General features: G+C 65.3%; 17 protein-coding genes. 3 read left to right on the top strand and 14 right to left on the bottom strand.

Annotated features, from left to right (window positions below; all coding sequences use genetic code 11):
• Positions 1 to 5: 5 nt before the first annotated feature.
• The 13 genes from FBX97_RS17905 to tssA all read right to left on the bottom strand — a co-directional run bounded on the left by FBX97_RS17905 (position 6) and on the right by tssA (position 14,220).
• On the bottom strand, positions 6 to 395 hold the full coding sequence (locus tag FBX97_RS17905; protein WP_141834116.1) for a DUF4280 domain-containing protein: 390 nt from the start codon (positions 393 to 395) through the stop codon (positions 6 to 8).
• Between the two features lie 77 nt (positions 396 to 472).
• A complete protein-coding gene (locus FBX97_RS17900) occupies positions 473 to 1,108 on the bottom strand; it encodes a hypothetical protein (protein ID WP_141834113.1) in 636 nt (211 codons plus the stop codon).
• A 425-nt stretch (positions 1,109 to 1,533) separates the two neighbouring features.
• Positions 1,534 to 2,433, bottom strand: a complete 900-nt coding sequence (locus FBX97_RS17895) for a hypothetical protein (RefSeq protein WP_141834110.1) — start codon at positions 2,431 to 2,433, stop codon at positions 1,534 to 1,536.
• Between the two features lie 83 nt (positions 2,434 to 2,516).
• A complete protein-coding gene (locus FBX97_RS17890) occupies positions 2,517 to 3,443 on the bottom strand; it encodes a hypothetical protein (RefSeq protein ID WP_141834107.1) in 927 nt (308 codons plus the stop codon).
• A 36-nt stretch (positions 3,444 to 3,479) separates the two neighbouring features.
• Positions 3,480 to 6,194: a type VI secretion system ATPase TssH gene (gene tssH, locus FBX97_RS17885; RefSeq protein WP_141834105.1), complete on the bottom strand. Its 2,715-nt coding sequence runs from the start codon at positions 6,192 to 6,194 to the stop codon at positions 3,480 to 3,482.
• 28 nt (positions 6,195 to 6,222) lie between these two features.
• Positions 6,223 to 7,251, bottom strand: a complete 1,029-nt coding sequence (tssG, locus tag FBX97_RS17880; protein WP_141834102.1) for a type VI secretion system baseplate subunit TssG — start codon at positions 7,249 to 7,251, stop codon at positions 6,223 to 6,225.
• Positions 7,236 to 9,110 carry a type VI secretion system baseplate subunit TssF gene (gene tssF / locus FBX97_RS17875; protein ID WP_141834099.1) on the bottom strand — a complete coding sequence of 625 codons (1,875 nt, stop codon included), beginning with the start codon at positions 9,108 to 9,110 and terminating at the stop codon, positions 7,236 to 7,238. Before tssF ends, tssG begins: the two co-directional genes overlap by 16 nt.
• The gene (tssE, locus tag FBX97_RS17870; RefSeq protein WP_141834096.1) at positions 9,107 to 9,619 is read right to left on the bottom strand and encodes a type VI secretion system baseplate subunit TssE; all 513 of its coding nucleotides are present in this window, start codon (positions 9,617 to 9,619) and stop codon (positions 9,107 to 9,109) included. The genes tssF and tssE overlap by 4 nt, the downstream gene beginning before the upstream one ends.
• Positions 9,612 to 10,421 carry a type VI secretion system accessory protein TagJ gene (locus FBX97_RS17865; protein ID WP_141834093.1) on the bottom strand — a complete coding sequence of 270 codons (810 nt, stop codon included), beginning with the start codon at positions 10,419 to 10,421 and terminating at the stop codon, positions 9,612 to 9,614. Before FBX97_RS17865 ends, tssE begins: the two co-directional genes overlap by 8 nt.
• Positions 10,422 to 10,483: 62 nt before the next feature.
• Positions 10,484 to 10,975, bottom strand: coding sequence for a type VI secretion system tube protein Hcp (locus tag FBX97_RS17860; RefSeq protein ID WP_141834091.1), 492 nt, complete (start codon positions 10,973 to 10,975; stop codon positions 10,484 to 10,486).
• Between the two features lie 106 nt (positions 10,976 to 11,081).
• Positions 11,082 to 12,569, bottom strand: coding sequence for a type VI secretion system contractile sheath large subunit (gene tssC, locus FBX97_RS17855; RefSeq protein WP_141834088.1), 1,488 nt, complete (start codon positions 12,567 to 12,569; stop codon positions 11,082 to 11,084).
• Between the two features lie 23 nt (positions 12,570 to 12,592).
• The gene (tssB, locus tag FBX97_RS17850; RefSeq protein WP_141834085.1) at positions 12,593 to 13,093 is read right to left on the bottom strand and encodes a type VI secretion system contractile sheath small subunit; all 501 of its coding nucleotides are present in this window, start codon (positions 13,091 to 13,093) and stop codon (positions 12,593 to 12,595) included.
• A gap of 59 nt (positions 13,094 to 13,152) precedes the next feature.
• Entirely contained in the window at positions 13,153 to 14,220 is a 1,068-nt protein-coding gene (gene tssA / locus FBX97_RS17845) for a type VI secretion system protein TssA (protein WP_141834082.1), read from the bottom strand.
• A 381-nt stretch (positions 14,221 to 14,601) separates the two neighbouring features.
• On the opposite strand from tssA, the gene FBX97_RS17840 reads away from it, so the two are divergent.
• Positions 14,602 to 16,308 carry a serine/threonine-protein kinase gene (locus tag FBX97_RS17840; RefSeq protein ID WP_141834079.1) on the top strand — a complete coding sequence of 569 codons (1,707 nt, stop codon included), beginning with the start codon at positions 14,602 to 14,604 and terminating at the stop codon, positions 16,306 to 16,308.
• 10 nt (positions 16,309 to 16,318) lie between these two features.
• Here the strand turns inward: FBX97_RS17840 and FBX97_RS17835 are convergent, their stop codons facing one another.
• On the bottom strand, positions 16,319 to 16,858 hold the full coding sequence (locus FBX97_RS17835) for an OmpA family protein (protein WP_141834661.1): 540 nt from the start codon (positions 16,856 to 16,858) through the stop codon (positions 16,319 to 16,321).
• A gap of 255 nt (positions 16,859 to 17,113) precedes the next feature.
• Here FBX97_RS17835 and FBX97_RS17830 point away from each other — a divergent pair, with 255 nt between their 5' ends.
• Both FBX97_RS17830 and FBX97_RS17825 read left to right on the top strand, forming a co-directional pair.
• Positions 17,114 to 18,703: a ShlB/FhaC/HecB family hemolysin secretion/activation protein gene (locus FBX97_RS17830; RefSeq protein ID WP_185748630.1), complete on the top strand. Its 1,590-nt coding sequence runs from the start codon at positions 17,114 to 17,116 to the stop codon at positions 18,701 to 18,703.
• Positions 18,704 to 18,721: 18 nt separating this feature from the next.
• On the top strand, positions 18,722 to 21,993 hold a 3,272-nt coding region (locus FBX97_RS17825), incomplete at its 3' end, for a YDG domain-containing protein (protein WP_141834073.1).

The raw sequence follows: 21,993 nt of genomic DNA, 5'->3' as shown, positions 1-21,993 counted from the left end.
TCTATTCAGGGAATCATGGTCTTGACGGTGCCGGACATGCTGAAGGCGATCACGCCGCCCCAGTTGCACATGCACTTCGAGACGTTGTCGAGCGCCGGCATCCTGGCGATCATGACGGTGGCGGCACCCGGCACCCACGGCGCGGCGGTCGCCGGGATGCACGGCATCGGGGTCGGCACGCCCATCGCGGCGGCGGTGGCGGCGATAACCATCGGATTGGCCATCGAACTGCACATCCCGAAAGGCATGATGTTGACCATCGGCTTGTGGTCCATGATGTTGGCGGCAGGGGGACCTTCGCACAGCACCTTGTTCGCCGGCAGCACGACCAGCGACGATGGCGCCGCGCCGAAGGTGCAGGTCATCATGGCGCCCATCGACACCTGGTTCGGCATGTTGTCTCTCCCCTGCGCTTCGGTTTGCTATGGTTCGGCAAGTATGGAGGATGCGCTTATTGGATGCAATGTTTTGCTCATCCAACCCGCATGCGCCGCACACCCGTTTCGCTCAGCACCGCCGCGCCGTTGACGGCATTGTCGAGGTCAGCGCGATCGCGGCGCCACTGGTCCTGCTTGCGGCGCACCACCAGCACCACCTGCTCGCGCGGCGCTGCCTGGACCTGCGCGAGCGAATCGCAGGCGTAGTCGTTGCAGGTGTCGCTGCGCATGTCGCGCGGCAAACTGCAACCGGTGCGGGTGTGGTTGATGCAGGAGCCGGTCTGGGTTTTGTGCGTCACGCGGTCCAGGTAGGCGGCTACCACCTCTTCCGGCGACATGCCGGGATGCGCGTCCATGAAGCGGCGCAGCGTCGGCGCGCCCAGGTAGGCGTGGTCGGACCCGCGCGTGCAGCAGCCGCCGCCGCACAGGGCGCACAGGCGGCCGGGCAGCAGCGATGCGGTATCCGAGACGGTTTCAGCGACCCTGGCGGCAGGCGCCGTCGGCGTGCCTGGCGCCAGGGCGGCGGCGATATCGACGACCGCCTGCAAATGGGCCCGATAGCGTTCGCGCCGCGTTGCCGCCAGCGGCCGCGCGCGGGGCGGACCGGATGGCAGCAGCAGTTGCAAGGGCACTGCCGCTGGCCCGGCGGGCAGGCGGGCGAAAGCATTCAACTCTGTCCATGCCCGGGCGTTCGCCTCGGCCTCCTCCATCCGCCTAGTGCGCCACGCTGCCACTAGCGTCGCCTGTTCGCGCTTTTGCTGCGCTTCGCGCCGCAGGTAATGCCGGAAATTGGCTTCGCTCATATCGTCGCGCCGGCTGACCACCATGCGGCATGCCACTGCATGACAGGTAGGATAAGCCGCATCTCCGGCAAATGACGACGCGTGACCGTACATCAGCGCTGCGTCACAGACAACGCAGCGCTGCTGTGCAAGTTGTCCGGGCTTGGGCAGCGATGCGACCGACGCCCCGCCATTGGCACATTCTGCAACGGCAGCTCTCCCTACCGCTTCTGCTACGCCCATGCTGTTCTCCCGTTCACTGTCCGGCGGCCGATGCCGACTGCCCCTGTTTGCGCTCCCGAGAACGTCTCGCATCAGGCAATCGTGCGTTCGGCTTTCATCTCAGGCGTCATCGGCCTCGTCGACCAGGCCGTAGCGGCACTCGAATAAAACACCGTCAATACTATTTTTTCCCCGTTCATTACCACATTAACGCCGCGCTTGGCCTGGCTGGAAATGAAATAGTACGACCGGTTGGGACCACGGGTGTCATTGCCGGGCTGATTGGCGGCACGCAGGGCAACAGCTTTCGTGATGGCTTGCGCATAGGTCTCCGCCGCTACCGAGTGCCCGCCACGCGGGTTGACGAGATCGTTGAGCAGTTCCAGATGGAAGGTCGCCCCGCCTGTGCCGCTCGGCAACATTAGATTCAGGGCGGCGCCGCCGAAATTGCGGTCGAGCCGCGCCAACTTCCAGAGGCCGAACCCTCCGAAAGCCTTCGACACATCCTGCAAGCGGCCCAGCACGAGCGGTAGCGTCAGCCATTTCTCCGCCGTATCGAGATTGGCGATCGCGACATCGTCAGCATCCCCGTAGCGGTCGAAGCGATCGAAACTGGCGCCAAGGAGCGGGATCCTGTTCTCGCTATCCCCCAAGGTCGGTTCGAGTTCCGCGATCAGGGAACGCTGAGCCGCTTCGGGAATGTCGGCATATCGCAATGTCTTGACGAACTTGCCGTCGCCGTCCGCCTCCCATTTACTCGGCAATGGCATTTGCTTTACGCCGGGCGCAGCCATGGGAGGCGCCTTCGGTGGGCGCGTCTCGGTGCCCGTGAATTTAAAACTCGCATGCCATAAATTTGTCGGACAAGCCAGACCGGGGCGTTTGGCGTAGCTCTTGCCTGGCTCGGGGCCTGGCTTGCCTGGCGGCGGCGCCTCTGGGCCGACCACAACTGCATTACAAGCGACACATTGAAAGATCAGATATTGCACCATTAGATTATCTCCGGATGTTCGAGGTGTTTCCGGCACTACGGTCAAATCGAGAAATGCTTAGCCGCACTGGGGTCGCGTAGAACTCAGTCATATATCTTAGACGCTAGCGCTTTTACGCCATCTGCGGACAGGATCGTGGCCAAAGTCTTAGAGTATTTCGTGCGGTCGTCGCTCAGCTCTTTACATAAACTGGCGATGATTGCCTGCGCTTTCCTGCATCCCGGCCCAATGAGCTGGGCAGGCAATTCAGAAGGATTTTCTGAAGGAAGCCAGGCGTTGCGGCGCTCAGGAGCGCCAGGCAAGTTGGGCGCCGCAGGTGGCGGTATATTGTGCAAGCTGGCATCGGCGACCTTATTTCCTTTGGGATGACTGGGGAGACGATAGGTTTCGTTTTCAAGCGCAGGAAACGAGCTTGGTCGTGCACTCTGCCAAAGGTCGTGAGCGATCAGACGTTTTCGCGCGCTAACACCAGGACTCAACACGTTGTACAACTTTTCCGGCACTGTATACAGAAGCGGCACCATAAACAGCGACGCACCAAACTTGGCTACGCCGATATCATGTCGTTCAGCCAGATAGTAAGCATGTGCCTCGCATTTTCCGCACGTGCACTTATAAAGTCCGCCGCCGCCCTTTTCTCGCGAAACGAGGTCCCATAGGCGAAACGACGTCTGTGCCGATTTCGCTACCTGCGCAGCGCCGATCCATACCGCTAAAACAGGTGCAAGGCTGCCGGCAGCAAACACGGCACCTGTTGCCACAATCCCTCCTGAAGCAACCGGAACCGTATAGGCTGTGGAAATACCGTAACCAGCTCCTTTTTTAATGCCCTCCTCGCTGGCTAACTTCGCTGCCTTTTTTAAATTACCGTACTTTCCGAAGTCCCACTTTAATGAAACATTTTTTAATTCCTCTTTTATCTTTTGATAGTCGCGAAGGTTACTGCTCTCGGCTGCATTTCGCAGGTCGATCAGCAATTGATCCAGCTCAGGCATGAATTCAGTAGGCATAAAAAACTCTCCTATGTATCTTGGGAACGACGCAGGTCAGGCAAAGTCGTAGGCAAACTCGCCATCCACGACGCTTACGTCGACGCGCGCGACTGCCTCGCCTTTCATCATCTGGTTCAGGAATTCCTTCGAAATATCCGGCAACATCGTATTCGTCAAAATCGCATCGATCATCCGCCCGCCCGACTCGCCTTCCGTACAGCGCGACACCACCAGCTTCACCACGTCGTCGGTATAAGTGAACGGAATCTTGTAGCGCGCCTCGACGCGCTTCTTGATGCGGTTCAACTGCAACTTGACGATCTCGCCCAGCATCGCATCCGACAGCGGGTAATACGGAATCGCCACCATCCGTCCCAGCAGCGCCGGCGGGAACACTTTCAGCAGCGCCGGCCGGATCGCCTTGGCCATGCCTTCCGGATCCGGCATCAGGTCCGGATCCTTGCACAGGCCGGCGATCAGCTCGGTGCCGGCGTTGGTGGTCAGGATGATCAGGGTGTTCTTGAAATCGATGAAGCGCCCTTCCCCGTCCTCCATGAAGCCTTTATCAAAGACCTGGAAGAACATCTCGTGCACGTCCGGATGCGCCTTTTCGACTTCGTCCAGCAGCACCACGGAATACGGCTTGCGGCGCACCGCCTCGGTCAGCACGCCACCCTCGCCGTAGCCGACATAGCCCGGCGGCGCGCCCTTCAGTGTCGACACCGTGTGCGCTTCCTGGTACTCGCTCATGTTGATGGTGATGAGGTTCTGCTCGCCGCCGTACAGGGCCTCGGCCAGCGCCAGCGCCGTTTCCGTCTTGCCGACGCCCGAGGTACCGGCCAGCATGAACACGCCGATCGGCTTGCTCGGGTTGTCCAGGCCCGCGCGCGAGGTCTGGATGCGCTTGGCGATCATCTCCATCGCGTGGTCCTGGCCGATCACGCGCTTGGCCAAGGTCGAGGCGATGTTGAGGATGGTCTCCATCTCGTTCTTCGCCATGCGGCCGACCGGGATGCCGGTCCAGTCGCCGACCACGGCGGCCACGGCCTGGTAGTCGACCGTGGGCAGGATCAGCGGGGTTTCGCCCTGCAGGTCGGCCAGCCTGGCCTGCACTTCCTTCAGCTGCGCCATGAGTTCGGTGCGCTGCTCGGCGCTCAAGGCGGCAGGCGCGTCGCTGCCGGCGGCGGCTTCCAGCTTGCTGCCGGTGCCTTCCACCGGCTGGCCGCCGTCGCGCAGGCGCGCGCGCAGCGCCAGCAGTTCGTCGACCAGCGCGCGTTCGTCGTTCCAGCGCTGCTCGAGGCCTGCCAGGCGCGTCTTTTCGGCCGCCAGCGCGGCTTCGGTGTCGCGTGCGCGCGCGGCGGTGTCGATGCCGATCGCGCCTTCGCGCCCGATGATGCCCTGCTCGACTTCCAGCGCCTCGATGCGCTTGCGGCTGTCGTCGACTTCCGCTGGCGTTGCGTGCAGGCTGACGGCCACACGCGCGCAGGCGGTGTCGATCAGGCTCACCGATTTGTCCGGCAGCTGGCGCGCCGGGATGTAGCGGTGGCTCAGTTTCACGGCTGCTTCCAGCGCTTCGTCCAGGATCTGTACCTGGTGGTGCTTTTCCATGGTGGAGGCGACGCCGCGCATCATCAGGATAGCGCGCTCTTCGCTCGGCTCGTCGACCTGGATCGACTGGAAGCGGCGCGTCAGGGCCGGGTCTTTTTCGATGTGCTTCTTGTATTCGGCAAAGGTGGTGGCGCCGATGGTGCGCAGGGTGCCGCGCGCCAACGCCGGTTTCAGCAGGTTGGCGGCGTCGCCGGTGCCGGCCGCGCCGCCGGCGCCGACCAAAGTATGGGTTTCGTCGATGAACAGGATGACCGGGGTGGTGCTGGCCTGCACCTCGTCGATGACCGAGCGCAAGCGCTGCTCGAACTCGCCCTTCATGCTGGCGCCGGCCTGAAGCAGGCCCACGTCCAGCGCCAGCAGGCGCACGTCCTTCAGGCTGGGCGGCACGTCGCCGCGCGCGATGCGTTGGGCAAAGCCTTCGACCACCGCGGTCTTGCCGACGCCCGCTTCGCCGATCATGATCGGGTTGTTCTGGCGGCGGCGCATCAGGATGTCGACCATCTGGCGGATCTCGTCATCGCGGCCGACGATCGGGTCCATCTTGCCGCTTTTCGCCTGTTCGGTCAGGTCGACCGTGAATTTCTTCAGGGCTTCCTGCTTGCCCATCGCCGCCGGGGCGATGGCGCCCGAGGCTTCGCCGGGGCTTGCAGCCGCGCTGAAGCCGTCGGTGGCGGCCAGCCTGGCTTCCGGCGAGTCGGCGAGCAGCCTGGCGAAATTGTCGGTCAGGTGCTCGAGCTTGATCTTCTCGAACTGCTTCGACATACCGTATAGACCGTTACGCAGGCCGCTGGTCTTGAGCAGGCCGACGACCAGGTGGCCCGAGCGGATCTGCGATTCGCCGAACATCAGGGTGCCGTAGACCCAGGCACGCTCGACCGTCTCTTCCAGCTGCGACGACAGGTCGGTGACCGAGGTGGCGCCGCGCGGCAGGCGGTCCAGGGCCGCGGTCAGGTCGCGCGCCAGCGTGGCCGGATCGATGTCGTACTGGCGGATGATGCGCACCAGATCCGAGTCCTGCAGCTGCAGGATCTGGTGCAGCCAGTGCACCAGTTCAACGTAGGGATTGCCGCGCAGCTTGCAGAATACGGTGCTGCTTTCGATGGCCCGGTAACACAGGCTGTTCAGTTTTCCAAACAATGCGACGCGGCTGATGTCTGCCATGACTTCCCCTTATTGGTGTTATATCGATTTATGACGCTCGTTCGGTACCGCTCTCCACATTCGCCGGATGGGTCACCATCTGGTCGAGGTCGTGCTGCGGCGCGGCGCTGGCCACCCAGGTGCTCCAGCCCATGCGGGTGGCGCCGCCCAGGCGCAGCGGCGGCATCTGTTCTTTTTTCAGTACCAGACGCACGTCCCAGTCCAGGGCCAGGCCGACGTAGGTTCTGACCCATGCCAGCAGGCGCGCCATGCTGTCGCCGCCCGGCATGAAGCGCTGGTAATCGGCGTAGTCCAGCGGGCCGATCACGATGCGGAACTTGTTCTGGCAATCCCACACCCTGCGGCCCAGCATCAGCGAGCTGCCGAGGCGATTACCGTCCTCGAACGCGCCCAGCCGGCTGCGGATCTCGTCCGGGATGCGCATCCAGTGGCCGACGAATTGCTCGACCCGGACCGGCACCTTGAAATAGGCGCCCAGGATCGTCACCAGGCCGGCGGCCGGGCGCGTCTTGTTGGCCAGCAGGCCGGCGAAGTGCAGCTTGGCGAAGTCGCCGATGGCGTCGCGCTCGCGCAATGCGGGTGCGCCGATGCCGAACATGCTGCCGACAAAATCCGAAAAGCGGTCGGCGTCGCGCCGGTCCAGGCTGATGACCGGTTCGGCCACCGCTCGGGCGCGGTAGAACAGGGCCAGCATGCGGTGGTGGAACACGTCGAGAAAGGCCAGCATGGTGCCGTCGCCGCCGTGGCGCAGGCGATCGCGCACGTATTCTGTGATGTGCACGGGCAGCGGGCCGTTCGCGCCCAGCAGCCCGAAGAAATTCACGGCCAGGCGCGCCCTCGCATCGCCGTCGGCACGAGTGAAGCGGGCCAGCGCGGTCGGATGGAAGATCAGGGCCGGATCCTGGCCGAAGCGCACCGCGTCGTCGCGCGGGCGCAGCGAGGTGCCGATGCGCGGCAGGTCGGGCCGGGCGTTCTCCAGCAGGCGCAGCACCTGGAAGAAATCCATGCGCGCGGCTTCCCGCTCCAGCAGCAGTTCGAGTTCTACAGGATCGCGCATACACCCACCCTGGCCGGCCAGCGCATGATCTCGCCACGTCCGATAGTGCGGATCACGGTTTCGGTGAATGAATTGATCGACACGTACTGCGCGAAGAATTCGCTCAGTACCGCGCCCAGCACGAAGGCGCCGCTGCCCTCGAAGGCGGCGTCGTCCAGCGTGACGGTGACCTGGATGCCGCGTCCCAGCGCGATCGGGCCGGGCGACGGCATGCGCCGGGTGATGGGTCGGGAAGCGATCGAGCGCACGCCTTCCACCTGGCGTTGCAGGCCCAGATCGGCGGGGTGGCAATACAGGGACAGCAGTTCGCGCAAGGCCACGGCGCCCTGCTGCACATCGGTGTCGAGCAGCGACAGGTAGTTCAGCGACAGCTGGTTCAGCAGGCGCCATGCCATGCTGCCTTCGGCAAACGAGGGATGCGGCTGGCTCGGCCCGGCGAGGCAGCGCACGGCCGTGATCGGGGCGCCGTCCTCGAGAATGAAATCGGTCTTGCCGACGCCGATCGCCAACGACAGCGGCAGGTCGCGGTTGGTGCACAAGACGCTCAGGCCGAGTTGGCGCACGTCGGCGCCATACGGGGCCTCGAGCGCGTCGACGATGGCGATGAAGGTTTCGCTGCCGATGTAACTGGAACGCGGGCCGTCGCGGCGCTGCCGTTGCGACACCTGGCGCGCTTCGCGCCGGATCTGGTAGAACGCCTGGTCCTGGTGAAGTGTCCCGATGTCCTTGGCCGCGTAGAAAGGCTGGAAGGTCTGCTGCGAATCGGGGCCCGCACCGTAGGCGGTAACCGATTCGACCTGGAACACTTCGAAGTCCATCGGCCGGGTGCGGTCGACCAGCACGTGGTATTCGAGCTGCTCGCCGCTGACGTTGATGCGGTCGGCGCGGCGCTGGAACAAATTGATGGCCGGGGTGCAGTGCAGGGCGAAGTTGGAGGCATCGAGCGACTTCTCCAGCTGCACGTCGGCACGGTTCAGCAGGATCGTGATCTCGATCTCGCGCTCGGCGCACTGGCGCAGCGCGCCCTGCAGGCCGGCCAGTTCGACGAACTGGAAACGCTGCGGAAAAGCAAAATACTCCTGCAGCAGCCGGTAGCCCTGGAAGCTGCGCTGGCCGCCCGGCAGCAGCGCTTCGTCGTCCTTGAAGCCGAGCGGACGCAGCGCCGTCTTCGGCAGCACGCGATGCCATGTGGCCGGACGCGCGACCGGCGTCACCAGCACCCCTTCGACGCCGCCGAGAAGGCTTTCCAGGATCCGTACCGGCATCTCGTCGGCGCCGCGCAGGTGCAGCGCCAGGGTGTCGAGCGGAAGGTCCTTGAATGCGGCGCCGGTGCTTTTCAGGCGCAGCCGTACGCCCGCCTTCACCGCCGGCGGCAGATGCACGTTCAGGCCGGCCTGGCGCCCGCCGTGGGTAAAGAACCTGGCTTCCACCAGCTCGATCGGCCACAGGGTGACGGCGTGGGCGGTGCGGAATTCGCAGGCGGTATTGTCGCCCTGCCCCAGCACGCTGCGCATGGCGCTGCCGCGCGCCACGCGGTAGCCCTTCTGCAGGGCCGGGTTGGACAGGTCGGGCTGCAGCTGCACCACGGCCATCGACGGCGTCGGCGCCAGCAGGTGCGGATACACCAGCTCCGACAGGTGCTGGGTAAACCGCGGGAACTCGGCGTCGATCTTCATCTGCACACGCGCGGCCATGAAGCTGAAGCCTTCCAGCAGGCGCTCCACGTAGGGGTCGGTGCACTCGAAGCTGTCCAGGCCGAGGCGGCCGGCGATCTTCGGGAATTCCTGGGCAAACTCGCCGCCCGCTTCGCGCAGGTGCTGCAGCTCCTGGCTGTAGTAACGCAGGAAGCGTGGGTTCATCTGGTGCTCCTGCCGTTGGCCTCGAGCACCACCACGGCGCCGCGCTCGAGGTCGAGCTCTGTCTTGAGGTACAGGCGTTCCGGATAGGGCTGCGCCCACAGGTCGGCCTCGATCTCGAAATCGAGCTTGTTCTGGCCTTCGGCGCGCGGGGCGAGTGCCTTGACGCTGACCGTGTTGCGGATCAGGCGCGGCTCGAAATCCCAGATCGCCTGGCGGATGCCGCGCTCCAGCGCGCCGATGTCCAGGTTCGACACGGCATTGCCGGCCAGGCCGGGTACACCGTAATTCAGTACCGAATTGGCCAGGTGCGGCAGTGCCGGCGTGGTGGTGACCGACAGCAGATTGGTGGTGTTCAGCAGCCACGCGAGGTCGCGCAGCACGCCCTCGCGCAGGGTGCGCAGCGACATGACACGCCGTTCGCGCGGCTCGACCGTGGCGGCCGGGTCGTCGTCGGTCAGCCGGTCCAGCAGGGACGGCTGCAGGCGTTCGCGCGGCGCCAGTTCAGCCATGTGCGGCCTGTTCGGGGTCGGTGTCGACGGCGTCGAACTCGATCGTGCGCACGTCCATCAGCGGATATTCGCCGGCGTCGGTGACCAGCATGCGCTGGCCCAGGCCGCGACCCTCTGCGGTCCATTCGGTGCGGCGCGCCAGCAGCAGCACATCGTCCTTGCGCGACAGCGTGTCGGCATAGCGGGTCGGCACCAGGCCGACCGTCTCGGCGCCGTTGGCCCAGGTGAACGAGGCCGGCGTCCAGACGGTGTCGCGCAGGTCGGCCGGCGCCTCGAAGGCGATGCGGCGGATGCGCTGCATCGGCACCCAGAAATAGCGGCCGTTGACGATGGCTTCGAGCACCGGCCCGAGACGCGTGTCGGCGTCGGCGAGCCAGGCGAAGGGCTGGCCGTCGATGCTGCCGCTGCTCGCCGGCGCGGCATCGAAGGCCTGCGCGCGTACCTCGGCGGCGCGTTCGTGCTCGCCGGCGGCGTCGAGCCTGACGGCTTCGAGCAGCAGCGCCAGCCATGGCGTCGGCTGGCCGAAGATCAGCGGCGCATGGGCCGCCTTGAAGATTTCACGGCGCAGGGCTTCGCACTGGATCGCCTCGCGGTAGGTCTGCACCATCGGCAGGGTAGCCGGGTCGAGTTCGCTGGCCACGTTCAGCTGGTTCAGCGCACGCTTCCACTCGCCCATCACGCACAGCAGCTGGAACAAAAACACGCGGTGCTTCGCATTCGCGGCATCCTTGCGCACCATGTCCTGCAGCGCGCCGAGTGCGTCGGCGAGCTTGCCTTCGCGGATGAGTTGTTGTGGGGTCATGAGCGTCCGCCGGAATTCGGAAAATCAAACGGGCGGCGTACGGCGCCGCCCACTGCAGCTGATTACTTGTCGGCGTTGCCGGCGATATCCCAGGTGAACTCCTTGTCGCCGCCCTTGGTGCCGGTCTTGGCTTGCGGCGCGTAGGCGAATTTCACCTTGGCGAAGTTGAGGGTGACGTTTTCGGTCAGGCGGTCTTCGCCGCCGCTGCCGCCGGTCGACAGCGAAGTGACCATGACTTCTTCCATTTCGATGGTCAGGTACTTCTGCTGGCCTTCGCCGGCCTTGCGCGCGAGCAGCGTGACCTTCGGGATGTGGGTGCCCTTGGCCAGCGCGATCATCAGCGCATTGCTGGCCGAGTCGATGTACTTGGTGAACGACAGGTCCTGGAAGTTGGCCTTGCCGGCGCCGCCGCCCGAGCCCATGTGGGTGGTGCCCGACTGCGACATGCCCCAGCTCCACGCCAGCACGTCGATGTCGCCGGCCTTGCCCTGGACCTTGTCGGCCGATTCGCCGACGATCTTGTCGCCCATGTTGATGAACATATCCAATGCCATTTTAATTCTCCTTGTAAGCCGGATCCCTGCCGGCGGATGTGAGCGGACGGGCGGGCACACGTGGCGCCCGCCCTGGTTTGTTACTGACGACGCGAACGACTACAGGTCAGGCTTTTGCCGACGGCAGCTTGGACACCAGACGCAGCGACACGGTCAGACCTTCCAGCTGGTAATGCGGGCGCAGGAAAAACTTGGAACTGTAATAGCCCGGATTGCCTTCGACTTCTTCCAGCACCACTTCGGCGGCGGCCAACGGCTTGCGCGCCTTGGTGTTTTCGCTCGAATTGACCGGATCGCCATCGACATACTGGGTGATCCAGTTGGTCAGCCAGCGCTGCATCTCGTCGCGTTCCTTGAACGAGCCGATCTTGTCGCGCACGATGCATTTGAGGTAATGCGCGAAACGGCAGGTCGAGAACAGGTACGGCAGGCGCGCGGCCAGGTTGGCATTGGCGGTGGCGTCCGGATCGTCGTACTCCGCCGGCTTGTGCAGCGACTGGGCACCGATGAAGGCCGCAAAGTCGGTGTTCTTCTTGTGCACCAGCGGCATGAAGCCGTTGGCGGCCAGTTCGGCTTCACGCCGGTCCGAGATCGCGATCTCGGTCGGGCACTGCATGTCGATGCCGCCGTCGTCGGTCGGGAAGGAGTGCACAGGCAGGCCTTCGACCGCGCCGCCGGACTCGATGCCGCGGATGCGCGAGCACCAGCCGTATTCCTTGAACGAGCGGTTGATGTTCACGGCCATCGCGTAGGCGGCATTGGCCCAGGTGTAGCTCTTGCTGCCCAGCGTCGCGGTGTCTTCCTCGAAATCGAATTCCTCGACCGGGTCGGTCTTGGCGCCGTAGGGCTGGCGCGCCAGGAAGCGCGGCATGGCAAGGCCGACGTAGCGCGAATCCTCGGATTCGCGGAAGGAGCGCCAGGCGGCGTGTTCGGGCGTCTGGAAAATCTTGGTCAGGTCGCGCGGATTGGCCAGTTCCTGCCACGATTCCATCAGCATGACCGACGGTGCGGCAGCCGAAATGAAAGGCGCGTGGGCGGCCGCGGCCACCTTCGCCATGCTAGAGAGCAGCTCGACGTCCGGTGCACTGTTGTCGAAGTAGTAGTCGGCCACGATGGCGCCGAAAGGCTCGCCGCCGAACTGGCCGAATTCCTCTTCGTACATGCGCTTGAAGATCGGGCTCTGGTCCCAGGCCGTGCCCTTGAATTTCTTGAGCGACTTGCCCAGGTCGTTCTTCGAGATGTTCATCACGCGGATCTTCAGCGTTTCGTCGGTCTCGGTGTTGTTGACCAGGTAGTGCAGGCCGCGCCAGGCGCCTTCCAGCGACTGGAATTCGGGAGCGTGCAGGATCAGGTTGACCTGCTCGCTCAGCTTCTTGTCGAGCGCGGCGATCAGGCCTTCGATCGTGCCCAGCACGTCGCTGGAGATGATATTGCTGCCTTGCAGGGCTTGCTCGGCCAGCGTGCGCACCGCGCTCTCGACCGATTCCTTGGCCTTGTCCGATTGCGGTTTGAATTCCTTTTGCAGCAGGCTGCCGAAATCGCTCATTTCGAGCGTGCCGCCGGCCTGTCCTTCTTGCAGTAATTGTTCAGCCATTGTCGTTCTCCAGGACGGTCAGGTTATTCTTGTGGTTTCGGTGCGGAGGTCAACGCCTGCATCAGCGCCGGTTCGGCCAGCAGCTTGGCGATCAGGTCTTCGGCGCCGGTCTTGCCATCCATGTAGGTCATCAGGTTCGACAGCTGGGTGCGCGCTTCGAGCAGCTTGGCCAGCGGCGCCACCTTGCGGGCGATGGCAGCGGGGGTGAAATCGTCCATGTTCTCGAAAGTCATCTCGACCGCCAGGTTGCCTTCGCCGGTCAGCGTGTTCGGCACCTGCACGGCCACGCGCGGCTTCATCGCCTTCAGGCGTTCGTCGAAGTTGTCGACGTCGATCTCGAGGAATTTGCGCTCGGCGACCGGCGCCAGCGGATCGGCCGGCTGACCCGTGAGGTCGGCCATCACACCCATTACGAACGGCAGCTGGATCTTCTTTTCGGTGCCGTACACTTCGACGTCGTACTCGATCTGCACGCGCGGCGCGCGGTTGCGCGCGATGAACTTCTGGCTACTTTCTTTACCCACGATTGATACCCCCATGAATTGAACACCACAAACCGACGTTTGTACTTTTTATCGACTGCTTAATATTCGTCTTCCGTCTCGGAACCGTCCGGCCCGCGGATCACCTTCAACTGGGCGATGCCGTCCGGCGCCATGTCCTGCATGATTTCGAAGAAGTTCATCGGCACCAGGCGCTTGGCGCGCTCCAGCAGGATCGGGATCGGACTCGACGGTTCGTACCGGTTGTAGTACTGCACCAGCTTGTCGAGCATGCGCACCACGTCGTCGCGGTTGGCGATCTCGCCGCTGATGCCGGGACGCGCGCCACGCGCCGCGGCTTCGCCGGTGGCCGCGGTGCCGGCATCGGTATCGGTATCTGCGCCGTCGGCGGACTGGCCGGCATCCGCGCTGTCCTGCTGGCGGCGCAGGAAGTCGAAGGCCTTGCGCAGCGGGCGCGTCAAGGCGTCCAGGTTCAAGGCTTGCGAGCTGCCGACCTGCCGTACCAGGGTGAGTTCGACGTTGACGGCGGCGTTCAGGGCACGCTCGATCGTCTGCACGCTGCGCGCCAGCTCGTCCGCATCGACGTCGGCAATGGCATGCTCGATCGAACTGATGGCGATTTTTTCCTGGTCCTCGCCCGGCGCGATTTCGCCGTTGGCGATTTCGATGAGCTTGATGCTCAGCGGGCCGAGTCCCGGCAAGCGGAGCAGCGTGGCGTCGCGCAGTTCGCGTATCAGGGTGGTGCCGTCGGCCATGATCGCCAGCGAATTGATGCGCAGCGTCGGATCGAGGTCGTCGTCGGGATCGAGTTCCGGGTGCACGCTGTCCCAGCGCCGGTCGAGCAGGCGCTCGATCAGTTCGACGCCATCGGCCAGCCCGGGAATGCCGTGCAATGCCAGGTTGGCGCGGACCAGGTGCGCCGCCAGACGCAGGTCGCGGCTGCGCTCCAGCAGCTCGGCCGCCATGCGGCGTACCACTTTCCAGTCAGGGGGAACGGCGGGCGTGATGGTGTCGCCGTACTGCACTTCAGGCTTGCCGAGTGCCTCCTGTTCCAATGCGACGAATGCCGGATCGTATTCCAGGTTGGGGCCGCAAGGTTGCTCATCCGCGACCGGCTCCAGCAGGGTCTCGATGTCGATAGTGCTCATTCGTGCTCCAGCAACATGCGTTGCCCCGGTGGTGTCATGGATGTCAAGACGGCAGGCTCGTGCTAGCGCGATCCAAGCGTGCACCGTCGAAGCAAGACTCGCGTTAAACTGTAGAGTTAATTGGATAATAACAATTAGAGCAGCACTATACGTTCTGTCAAAAAACAAATACAACGGAAATATTATTTTTTAAAAAACCGTTGCTAATTTGCTACTCACCGCAGCTTTTCCGAAATGGCCAGTAATAAATGTGCTATTGAAGCGAAGAACGAGCAACCATGCCTCCACGACCGGCCATTCTTCGGTGCCCTGTTGTAAATAATTGATAGCGGGATGATGTCGGGCGAACGATAATGAGGAACCCGAACAGCGACCGCGACAATGAATCTTCCGCCCGACGACGACCTCACCGTGCTTTCGACCGGCAACGCATCCGGCGCCCAGCCGGTGTCCCCGGCACATGAGGGCGGCCATGTCCTCCCGGTCGGGACGCGCCTGGACGAATTCGAACTCACGGCCGTGCTCGGCGAAGGCGGATTCGGCGTGGTCTACCTGGCCTACGATCACCTGCTCGAGCGCCAGGTCGCGCTCAAGGAGTACATGCCCTCCTTTGCCCGCCGCGGTACCGGCATCCACGTCGGCGTCCACTCGGCGCAGAACGCCGACAGCTTCGAGGCCGGGCGGCGCAGCTTCGTCAACGAAGCGCGGCTGCTGGCAAAGTTCGACCATCCCTCGCTGGTCAAGGTGTACCGTTTCTGGGAAGGGAACGGCACTGCCTACATGGTGATGCCCTATTACCGTGGACAGACGCTCAAGCAAGTGCTGCAATCGCGTCCGGAACGTCCGGACGAAGCCTGGCTGAAAACCTTGCTGGCCCCGCTGCTCGATGCGCTCGAGACGATTCACCAGGACCATTGTTTTCATCGCGATATTGCGCCCGACAATATCCTGATGCTCGAAGACGGCCGCCCCGTGCTGCTCGACTTTGGCGCGGCCCGGCGTGCCGTCGGCGCAGCCAACCAGGCCTTCACGGTCATCCTCAAGCAGAACTACGCGCCGATCGAGCAATATGCCGAGATGCCCGGGATGAGCCAGGGTGCGTGGACCGACCTCTATGCGCTTGCCTCGGTCATGCACTACGCCATCGAGGGCACGCCGCCGCCGCCGGCCATGAGCCGCATGATGTCCGATCCCTATGTGCCGCTCGCAACACGTCACGCGGGGAAATTCAGCCTCGGCTTTCTGCAGGCGCTCGACCAGGCGCTCGCCTTCAAGCCCGGCGACCGCCCGCAAAGCGTCGCCGCCATGCGCACGCTGCTCGATATCGATGCCCCCGCCCCGGCCGCTGCAGCGGTACCGGCTGCGGCGGGGCCGGCACCCCCGGCGCCGCCTGCCGCCGGCAAGCCGCGCCGACTCGTGTGGGTACTGGGCGGCCTTGGCGCTGCCGGCGCCGCTGCGGCACTGCTGTTCGGTGCAGGACGCGACGCGCCCGCCCCTGCGAACCACGGCGCCGCCAGCGCGAAGCCCGCCGTCCCGGCACCTGCAGCGCCCACCGCGCCGGCGGCCGATGCGCCGTTCGATCCGGTCGCGGCCCTGGACGCCGTGCTGGCCGGCGCCGATCCTGAGCGCCAGGTCACGGTGCGGGTGAAGAACCACCGCGTCAGGATCGGGGAGGACATCCGCTTTGCGATTACGGCCTCGCATGCGGGCTATGTGTATGTCGAGATGGTCAGCAGTAACCGCACCGATTTCAATATGGTGTTCCCGAACGCACTGGACCGCGACAACCGCATCCGGGCCGGCCAGACGCTCGACCTGCCGCGCCGGACCTGGCCGATCGGCGCCGCCGGACCCGCGGGTACCGACCATTTCGTCGTCATCGTGTCCGATACACCGCGCGACTTCCGGGGCGCGGGCCTGGTCAAAGGCGAGCCGTTCGGCATGTTCCCGGTCGCGCAGGCCGCGCAACTGCAGCGCGGCTACCGCGGCGCGACCGCCCTGTTCGCAGGCGTGCCGTCCTGCGAGGACGCGCCCTGCCCGGGAACCTACGGCGCGGCGTCCTTCGTCATCGACGAGGCCGCGCCCTGACGCGACGCGTTCAGCGCGACAGGTTGACGATCGTGACGCGGCGGTTCTCCGGTGCGTCCACGTCGACCTTGTTCATCAGCTCGCGATCGCCCTTGCCAACCGCGTCCAGGCGTGCCGGATCGATACGCAGGTTATCGACCAGATAGGCGCGCACCGATTCGGCGCGCTGCTTCGACAGTTTCAGGTTGGCGGCGGAGCTGCCGCGCGGATCGGCGTATCCCTCGATGGCAAAGCGGAAAGGCGTGAGCTTGCCCGAGGCAAGCGCCTGGCCGACCACGTCGAGCGACTGGCGCGAGCGCGCGGTCAGGACCGCGGAATTGGTCTCGAAGGTGATGAGCAGGGAGACCTTGGGCGGCGGCACGATCGACGGCGATCCGGGCTCCTGGCGCAGGATCTTGATGCCACGCATGCGCACCTCCGGCTTCGGCGTCAACGCTTCCACCAGCGACCCCACGTTCTCCTGCCCTTCCTTGATCACTGGTTCTTCCTGGGCAAACGCAGGGATGGCGAGGGCCAGGGCATACCCCGCCAGCAGCAGTCGGATCTTCATCATTCTTCCTTGTAGATTGTGTGGCGGTGCCGTTCAAACCACCGTGCCCAGCATTTTAAGCGTGATCGAGGCCGGCCAGAACGGCGGCTGGCAAGGGTTGCAACTGCACCACACGAAAAAATAGCAGTTGCATCGATAACAAACAATCACGTAGATTGTTGTCCGTTAATGTTTTTAGTATGAGTGCGCATGGCGTGCATGCGTTGTCGCCGTGCGGCAGCGAATGTCCATCGTATAACCAGAATCAGGAAACCGATGGCACGACGCTTTCGCAGCTTCGCATTACAAAGTGGCATGGCCCTTGCACTGTTACCCGCAATCGCGTGCGCCCAGGCGCCGGCAGTCGATGTGGCGGCCGTGCGGGTCGAAGGCAACACGCTGCTGCCCGAGGCCACGCTGGCCCGGCTGACGACCGGCGTGGCGGGCACGAAACAGGACCTGCCGGCGTTGAATGCCCTGGCGGCGCGGATCCAGTCCGCCTACCGGGACGCCGGCTATGGCGGCGTGGTGGCCTACCTGCCGGCACAGGAATCGTCCGACGGTACGGTCGTCGTGCGTGTGGTGGAGGGAAAGGTGGCCGAGGTGCGCGTGAACGGCAATCGTCATTTCACAAGCGCGAACATCCGCGCCGGGCTGGCACACCTGCGCGAAGGCAGCACCCCGCCGGTGCGCGCGATCGACCGCGATATCCAGCTCACCAACAGCAACTCCGCCAAGCACGTGAACGTCAGCCTGACGGCGGGCGCCGCCCCCGGCGACATCCATGCCGACGTCGACGTCACCGACACGCAGGCGCTGCAGTACCTGGTCGGCTACAACAATACCGGCACGCAGTCCACGGGACGGGGCCGCCTCAGTCTCGGGATCGAACACGCCAACCTGTTCGACCGCGACCACGTCGGCACGCTCCAGTTCCAGACCTCGCCCCAGGAGCCTGGCCGCGTGCGCATCTTCAGCGGCGGCTACCGCGTGCCGCTGTACCGGCAGGCGGCATCGCTGGATGCCTTCGTCGCACACTCCACCGTACGCAACGGCACCACCGCCACCACCGCCGGTCCGCTGTCGTTCACAGGCAGGGGCACGATTGCGGGGCTGCGGGCCAATTTCTACCTGGACCGCGCCGGCGAATACGATCATTTCGTCACCATCGGACTGGACCGGCGCGACTACAAGGACGATTGCGCGATCGGCGACTTCGGCTCGGCCGCCTGCGGCTCGGCGGCGGTCAGCGTCACGACCGCGCCCCTGAGCCTGTCGTACACGGGCCAGCGCGGCGGTCCCGGACTCGCATACGGTTTCAACGCGGGCCTGTCGGTGAACGTCGGCGGCAGCGCCGCGACGACGTTCGAGGCGGCCCGGGGAGGATCGAAGCGGCGCTACCTGCTGTCGCGCGCTACCGGCTTCGTCGAGCGGCCGCTGACGTCCAGCATCACCTTGAATGCGCGCGTGGACATGCAGTACAGCGCGGCGCCGCTGATCTCGGCCGAGCGCTTCGGCCTCGGCGGCGCCGGCAGCGTGCGCGGCTACGAAGAACGCGAGCTCAACGGCGACCACGGCATCCTGGTGCGGATCGAGGCGGCCCATGCAGGCATCGAATGGCCCCAGGGCGCGCGCCTGCAACCCTATGTCTTCGTCGACCACGGATGGGTGGAAAACCGCGGCGACCTGCCCTGCCTGGGCCTGGATGCGACCTCGTGCCGGCTGACCAGCGCCGGCGTCGGCACCCGCGTCACCCTGCCCAGACGGGCCAGTGCGAGCCTTGACGTCGCTCGCGCCACGGAACATGGTTCGACATCGGCCCCGGGAAACGTACGCGCGCACGTCGCGCTCAACCTGGCCTTCTGACATTCCGAGCATGCATCCATGACCCAGTTCCCCGCACGCCGTCCGGCCCGCCCACTGCCCCGCGCCCGCCTTGCCCGGCGCGCTCTCGCAACCGCCCTCGCCGCCGCCTTCAGTCACGCGCCCGAAGCAGCATGGGCCCAGGCGCAGGCGCTGCCGACGGGGATGAATATCGCCAGCGGCACCGCGGACGTCGAGTCGAACAGCGGCCGGATGGTGATCAGGAATTCGCCGAACGCGATCCTGAACTGGCAATCGTTCTCGATCGGCCAGCCGAACACCGTAATTTTCTTGCAAGACAATGCCAACAGCAAGGTCCTGAACCGCGTCATCGGCAACGACCCGAGCAGCATCCTCGGCAGCCTGACGTCGAACGGCCAGGTCTGGCTGGTCAATCCGAACGGCGTGCTGTTCGGCCAGAATGCGCAGGTCAACGTCGGCGCGCTGGTGGCATCGACGCTGGGCATCTCGAACACGGACTTCCTGGCGGGCCGCAATGCGTTCGCCGCTGGCGGTGTGCCGGACAGGCAGGTGCGCAACCAGGGAACGCTCTCTACCAGCCTCGGCGGACACGTATGGCTGGTCGGTGGTTCCGTCCAGAATGAAGGCAGCGTGAGCAGCCCGGGCGGGCAGATCGTGCTCGCGGCCGGCCAGAGCGTCGACCTGGTCGATTCCGGCGTCCCGAACGTCACCGTGCGCGTCAGCGCCCCGGGCAACGACGTCGTCAACCTGGGGCAGCTGCTCGCACCGGGCGGAGGCAGCATCGACCTGCACGGCGCCATCGTGAACCAGCAGGGCATCGTGCGCGCCACCAGCCTCGACAACGACAAGACGGGCCGTATCGTGATCCGTGCCCAGGACAACGTCGTGCTGGGAGACGACAGCGACACCAGCGCCGGCGCAGCTGCCGAGAGCGATGCCGCCGGCGGCTCGGTCACGGTCGAATCGGTGGCCGGCACGAACACGGTTCAGGGCCGCGTGTCGGCCCTGGGTGCGCACCGCGCGGGCGGCCGGATCCGGCTGCTCGGGCGCGCCGTCGAGGTCAGTTCCGGCGCGGATATCGATGCCTCGGGCACGACCGGCGGTGGCCAGGTACTGATCGGGACCGAGCAGGAAACCGCCGGACCGGCCGTGCGCAATGCCGACAGCGTCCTGGTCGACTACGGCACCCCGATCCGCGCCAACGCCACTGATTCGGGCGACGGCGGCAGCATCGTCATCCGGTCGGACGGCACGACGCAGGTATATACCGGCCTGGAAGTGAGGTCCGGCATCTACGGCGGCAAGGGCGGCGCGGTCGAGACGTCCGGCGCCTTCGTCGACGCGCGGCCTTCCTACATCGACGTCGGCGCACCCGAAGGCGATGGCGGCAGCTGGCTGCTGCGCGCGGACAGCGTAACCGTCGCCGACAGCCCCTGCTTGCCGTGCGGCGGCGAAGCGAACGTGCCCGTTCCGGAATCCGTCGTGTCGAACCGCCTGGTGCGCGACGTCCTGGCGCAGGCCGGGCGCGTGCGGGTGGAAGCAGCGAGCAAGGACGCCGCGCCGTCGACGGGCAACCTCAAGATCACCGCCGACGTCGATGCCACCGAATATGCGCCTTTGGGCGCGGCGCTGACACTGGCGGCGCAAAACGACCTCACCGTGAACGATGGGGTCCGCATCGGCAACACGAGCAACCCGATGCCGGTGACCCTCATCGCCGACCTCGAGCATAATGGCACCGGCGCCCTGCGCCTGGGCGCCGGCACGCAGGTCTTCACCGCCGGCGGCGTGCTCACCCTCGGCGGGAACAGCACCGGAAACGGCACCGCGCAATCGGTCTCGCTGGCGGGCAGCCGCCTTGACGCCGGCGGCGGCACCGTCCTTATCCTTGGCAACGAGGTGGATATCCGCGACAACAGCGCGGTGTCGGGCGAGGCAATCCTGATCGCCGGCGGCAACCTGACGATGCAGCATGCCACCCTGGACGCTTCCCAAGGAACGAAATTCGTCTCGCTCAACGTCGGTCACGCCACGATCGCGCAATCCACGCTGTCCGCCGGCCGCTACCTCGAGATCCTCGCTTCGCAGAACGTGGCGCTCGACGGCACGACGGTATCGGCAAACGGCGACGGTGATGCCCTCGTGCTGAAGACCGCCCGCCTGGATGCCGACTCCAGCCGGATCACGGCGCCGAACGGACGCTGGCTGACCTACCTCGACACCGCCAGCGCCTTCTCGCCAGTGCTGTACGATAAGCTGGGCTACACCTTTCTCCAGGTCGGCGCGGGCAGCACGGAGGCGCCGGCACTGTCAGGACCCGGCCAGAACGGCGTCATCGTGCGCGCACCCATGGATGTCCGCGTGCAGGTGGACGCGAACCGCGTCTACGATGGCGGCACGCAGGCGTCGTTCTCGAACGTGCTGGCTACCGACCTGACGCCGGCCTTCGTGCTGCAGACCCGCGCGGGCGCCATCCAGGGCGAGTTCGCGAACAAGAACGCCGGCGCAGGCAAGGCGATTTCGTTCGGTACCGGCGCCGTGCCGTACACCATCGCCACCGCCAACGGCCGTCCTGTGTATGGAGCGAACCAGACGTATGTCGCCGATATCACGCCAAAATCGATCACGGGCAGCCTGACCGGAGCCAGCAAGCTCTACGACGGGACCCGCGCGACGACCGTTTCCGGCAGCCTGGCCGGCACCATCGCAGGCGACGATGTGCGCGTGGACGGCGCGGCAGGCCTGTTCGACACCAGGGATGCCGGCACTGGCAAGGCCATCACGCTGACCGGCGATCCGCTGAGCGGCATCGATGCGGGCAACTACCGCCTGCAAGTGGACAGCCGTCCGGTGGCGGAAATCGCGCCGCTGCCGATCGCGCTCACCGGCTTGACGGCACTGGACAAGGTCTACGATGGCACCCGCACGGCAACCATTTCCGGCAGCCTGCTCGAGATCCTTCCCGGCGACGCCGTCAGTGTGGACCGTGCCACCGGCCAGTTCGCCGACAAGAACGCCGGAACCGGCAAGACGGTGTCCATTTCCGGCGTCACGCTGGCCGGGGCCGATGCGCGCAACTACGCCCCGCGCGGCGCGGCCACGGTACAGGCGTCGATCACGCCGCGCGCCATCACGCTGGCCGGCGTCACGGCGCTGGACAAGGTCTACGACGGCACCCGCGCCGCGACCCTGTCCGGCGGCCTCACGGAAGTTCTCGCCGGCGATGCCGTCAGCCTGCATGGCGCCACCGGCCAGTTCGCCGACAAGAACGCCGGCACCGGCAAGAGCGTGTCCATTGCCGGCGCCATGCT

The organism is Herbaspirillum sp. SJZ107, assembly GCF_006715485.1.
In the GTDB taxonomy this organism is placed as follows: Bacteria; Pseudomonadota; Gammaproteobacteria; order Burkholderiales; family Burkholderiaceae_D; genus Telluria.
The sequence above is the reverse complement of the archived record's forward strand: the minus strand, read 5'-3'. Positions and strand labels throughout refer to the sequence as shown.

Bases quoted from the DNA above. Each gene is read 5' to 3' on its own strand.
- FBX97_RS17890 (WP_141834107.1), bottom strand. From the start codon at position 3,443: ATGCCTACTGAATTCATGCCTGAGCTGGATCAATTGCTGATCGACCTG.
- FBX97_RS17840 (WP_141834079.1), top strand. From the start codon at position 14,602: ATGAATCTTCCGCCCGACGACGACCTCACCGTGCTTTCGACCGGCAAC.
- tssE (WP_141834096.1), bottom strand. From the start codon at position 9,619: ATGGCTGAACTGGCGCCGCGCGAACGCCTGCAGCCGTCCCTGCTGGAC.
- FBX97_RS17905 (WP_141834116.1), bottom strand. From the start codon at position 395: ATGCCGAACCAGGTGTCGATGGGCGCCATGATGACCTGCACCTTCGGC.
- tssA (WP_141834082.1), bottom strand. From the start codon at position 14,220: ATGAGCACTATCGACATCGAGACCCTGCTGGAGCCGGTCGCGGATGAG.
- tssH (WP_141834105.1), bottom strand. From the start codon at position 6,194: ATGGCAGACATCAGCCGCGTCGCATTGTTTGGAAAACTGAACAGCCTG.
- tssC (WP_141834088.1), bottom strand. From the start codon at position 12,569: ATGGCTGAACAATTACTGCAAGAAGGACAGGCCGGCGGCACGCTCGAA.
- tssG (WP_141834102.1), bottom strand. From the start codon at position 7,251: ATGCGCGATCCTGTAGAACTCGAACTGCTGCTGGAGCGGGAAGCCGCG.
- FBX97_RS17835 (WP_141834661.1), bottom strand. From the start codon at position 16,858: ATGAAGATCCGACTGCTGCTGGCGGGGTATGCCCTGGCCCTCGCCATC.
- FBX97_RS17895 (WP_141834110.1), bottom strand. From the start codon at position 2,433: ATGGTGCAATATCTGATCTTTCAATGTGTCGCTTGTAATGCAGTTGTG.
- FBX97_RS17860 (WP_141834091.1), bottom strand. From the start codon at position 10,975: ATGGCATTGGATATGTTCATCAACATGGGCGACAAGATCGTCGGCGAA.
- FBX97_RS17865 (WP_141834093.1), bottom strand. From the start codon at position 10,421: ATGACCCCACAACAACTCATCCGCGAAGGCAAGCTCGCCGACGCACTC.
- tssF (WP_141834099.1), bottom strand. From the start codon at position 9,110: ATGAACCCACGCTTCCTGCGTTACTACAGCCAGGAGCTGCAGCACCTG.
- FBX97_RS17830 (WP_185748630.1), top strand. From the start codon at position 17,114: ATGGCACGACGCTTTCGCAGCTTCGCATTACAAAGTGGCATGGCCCTT.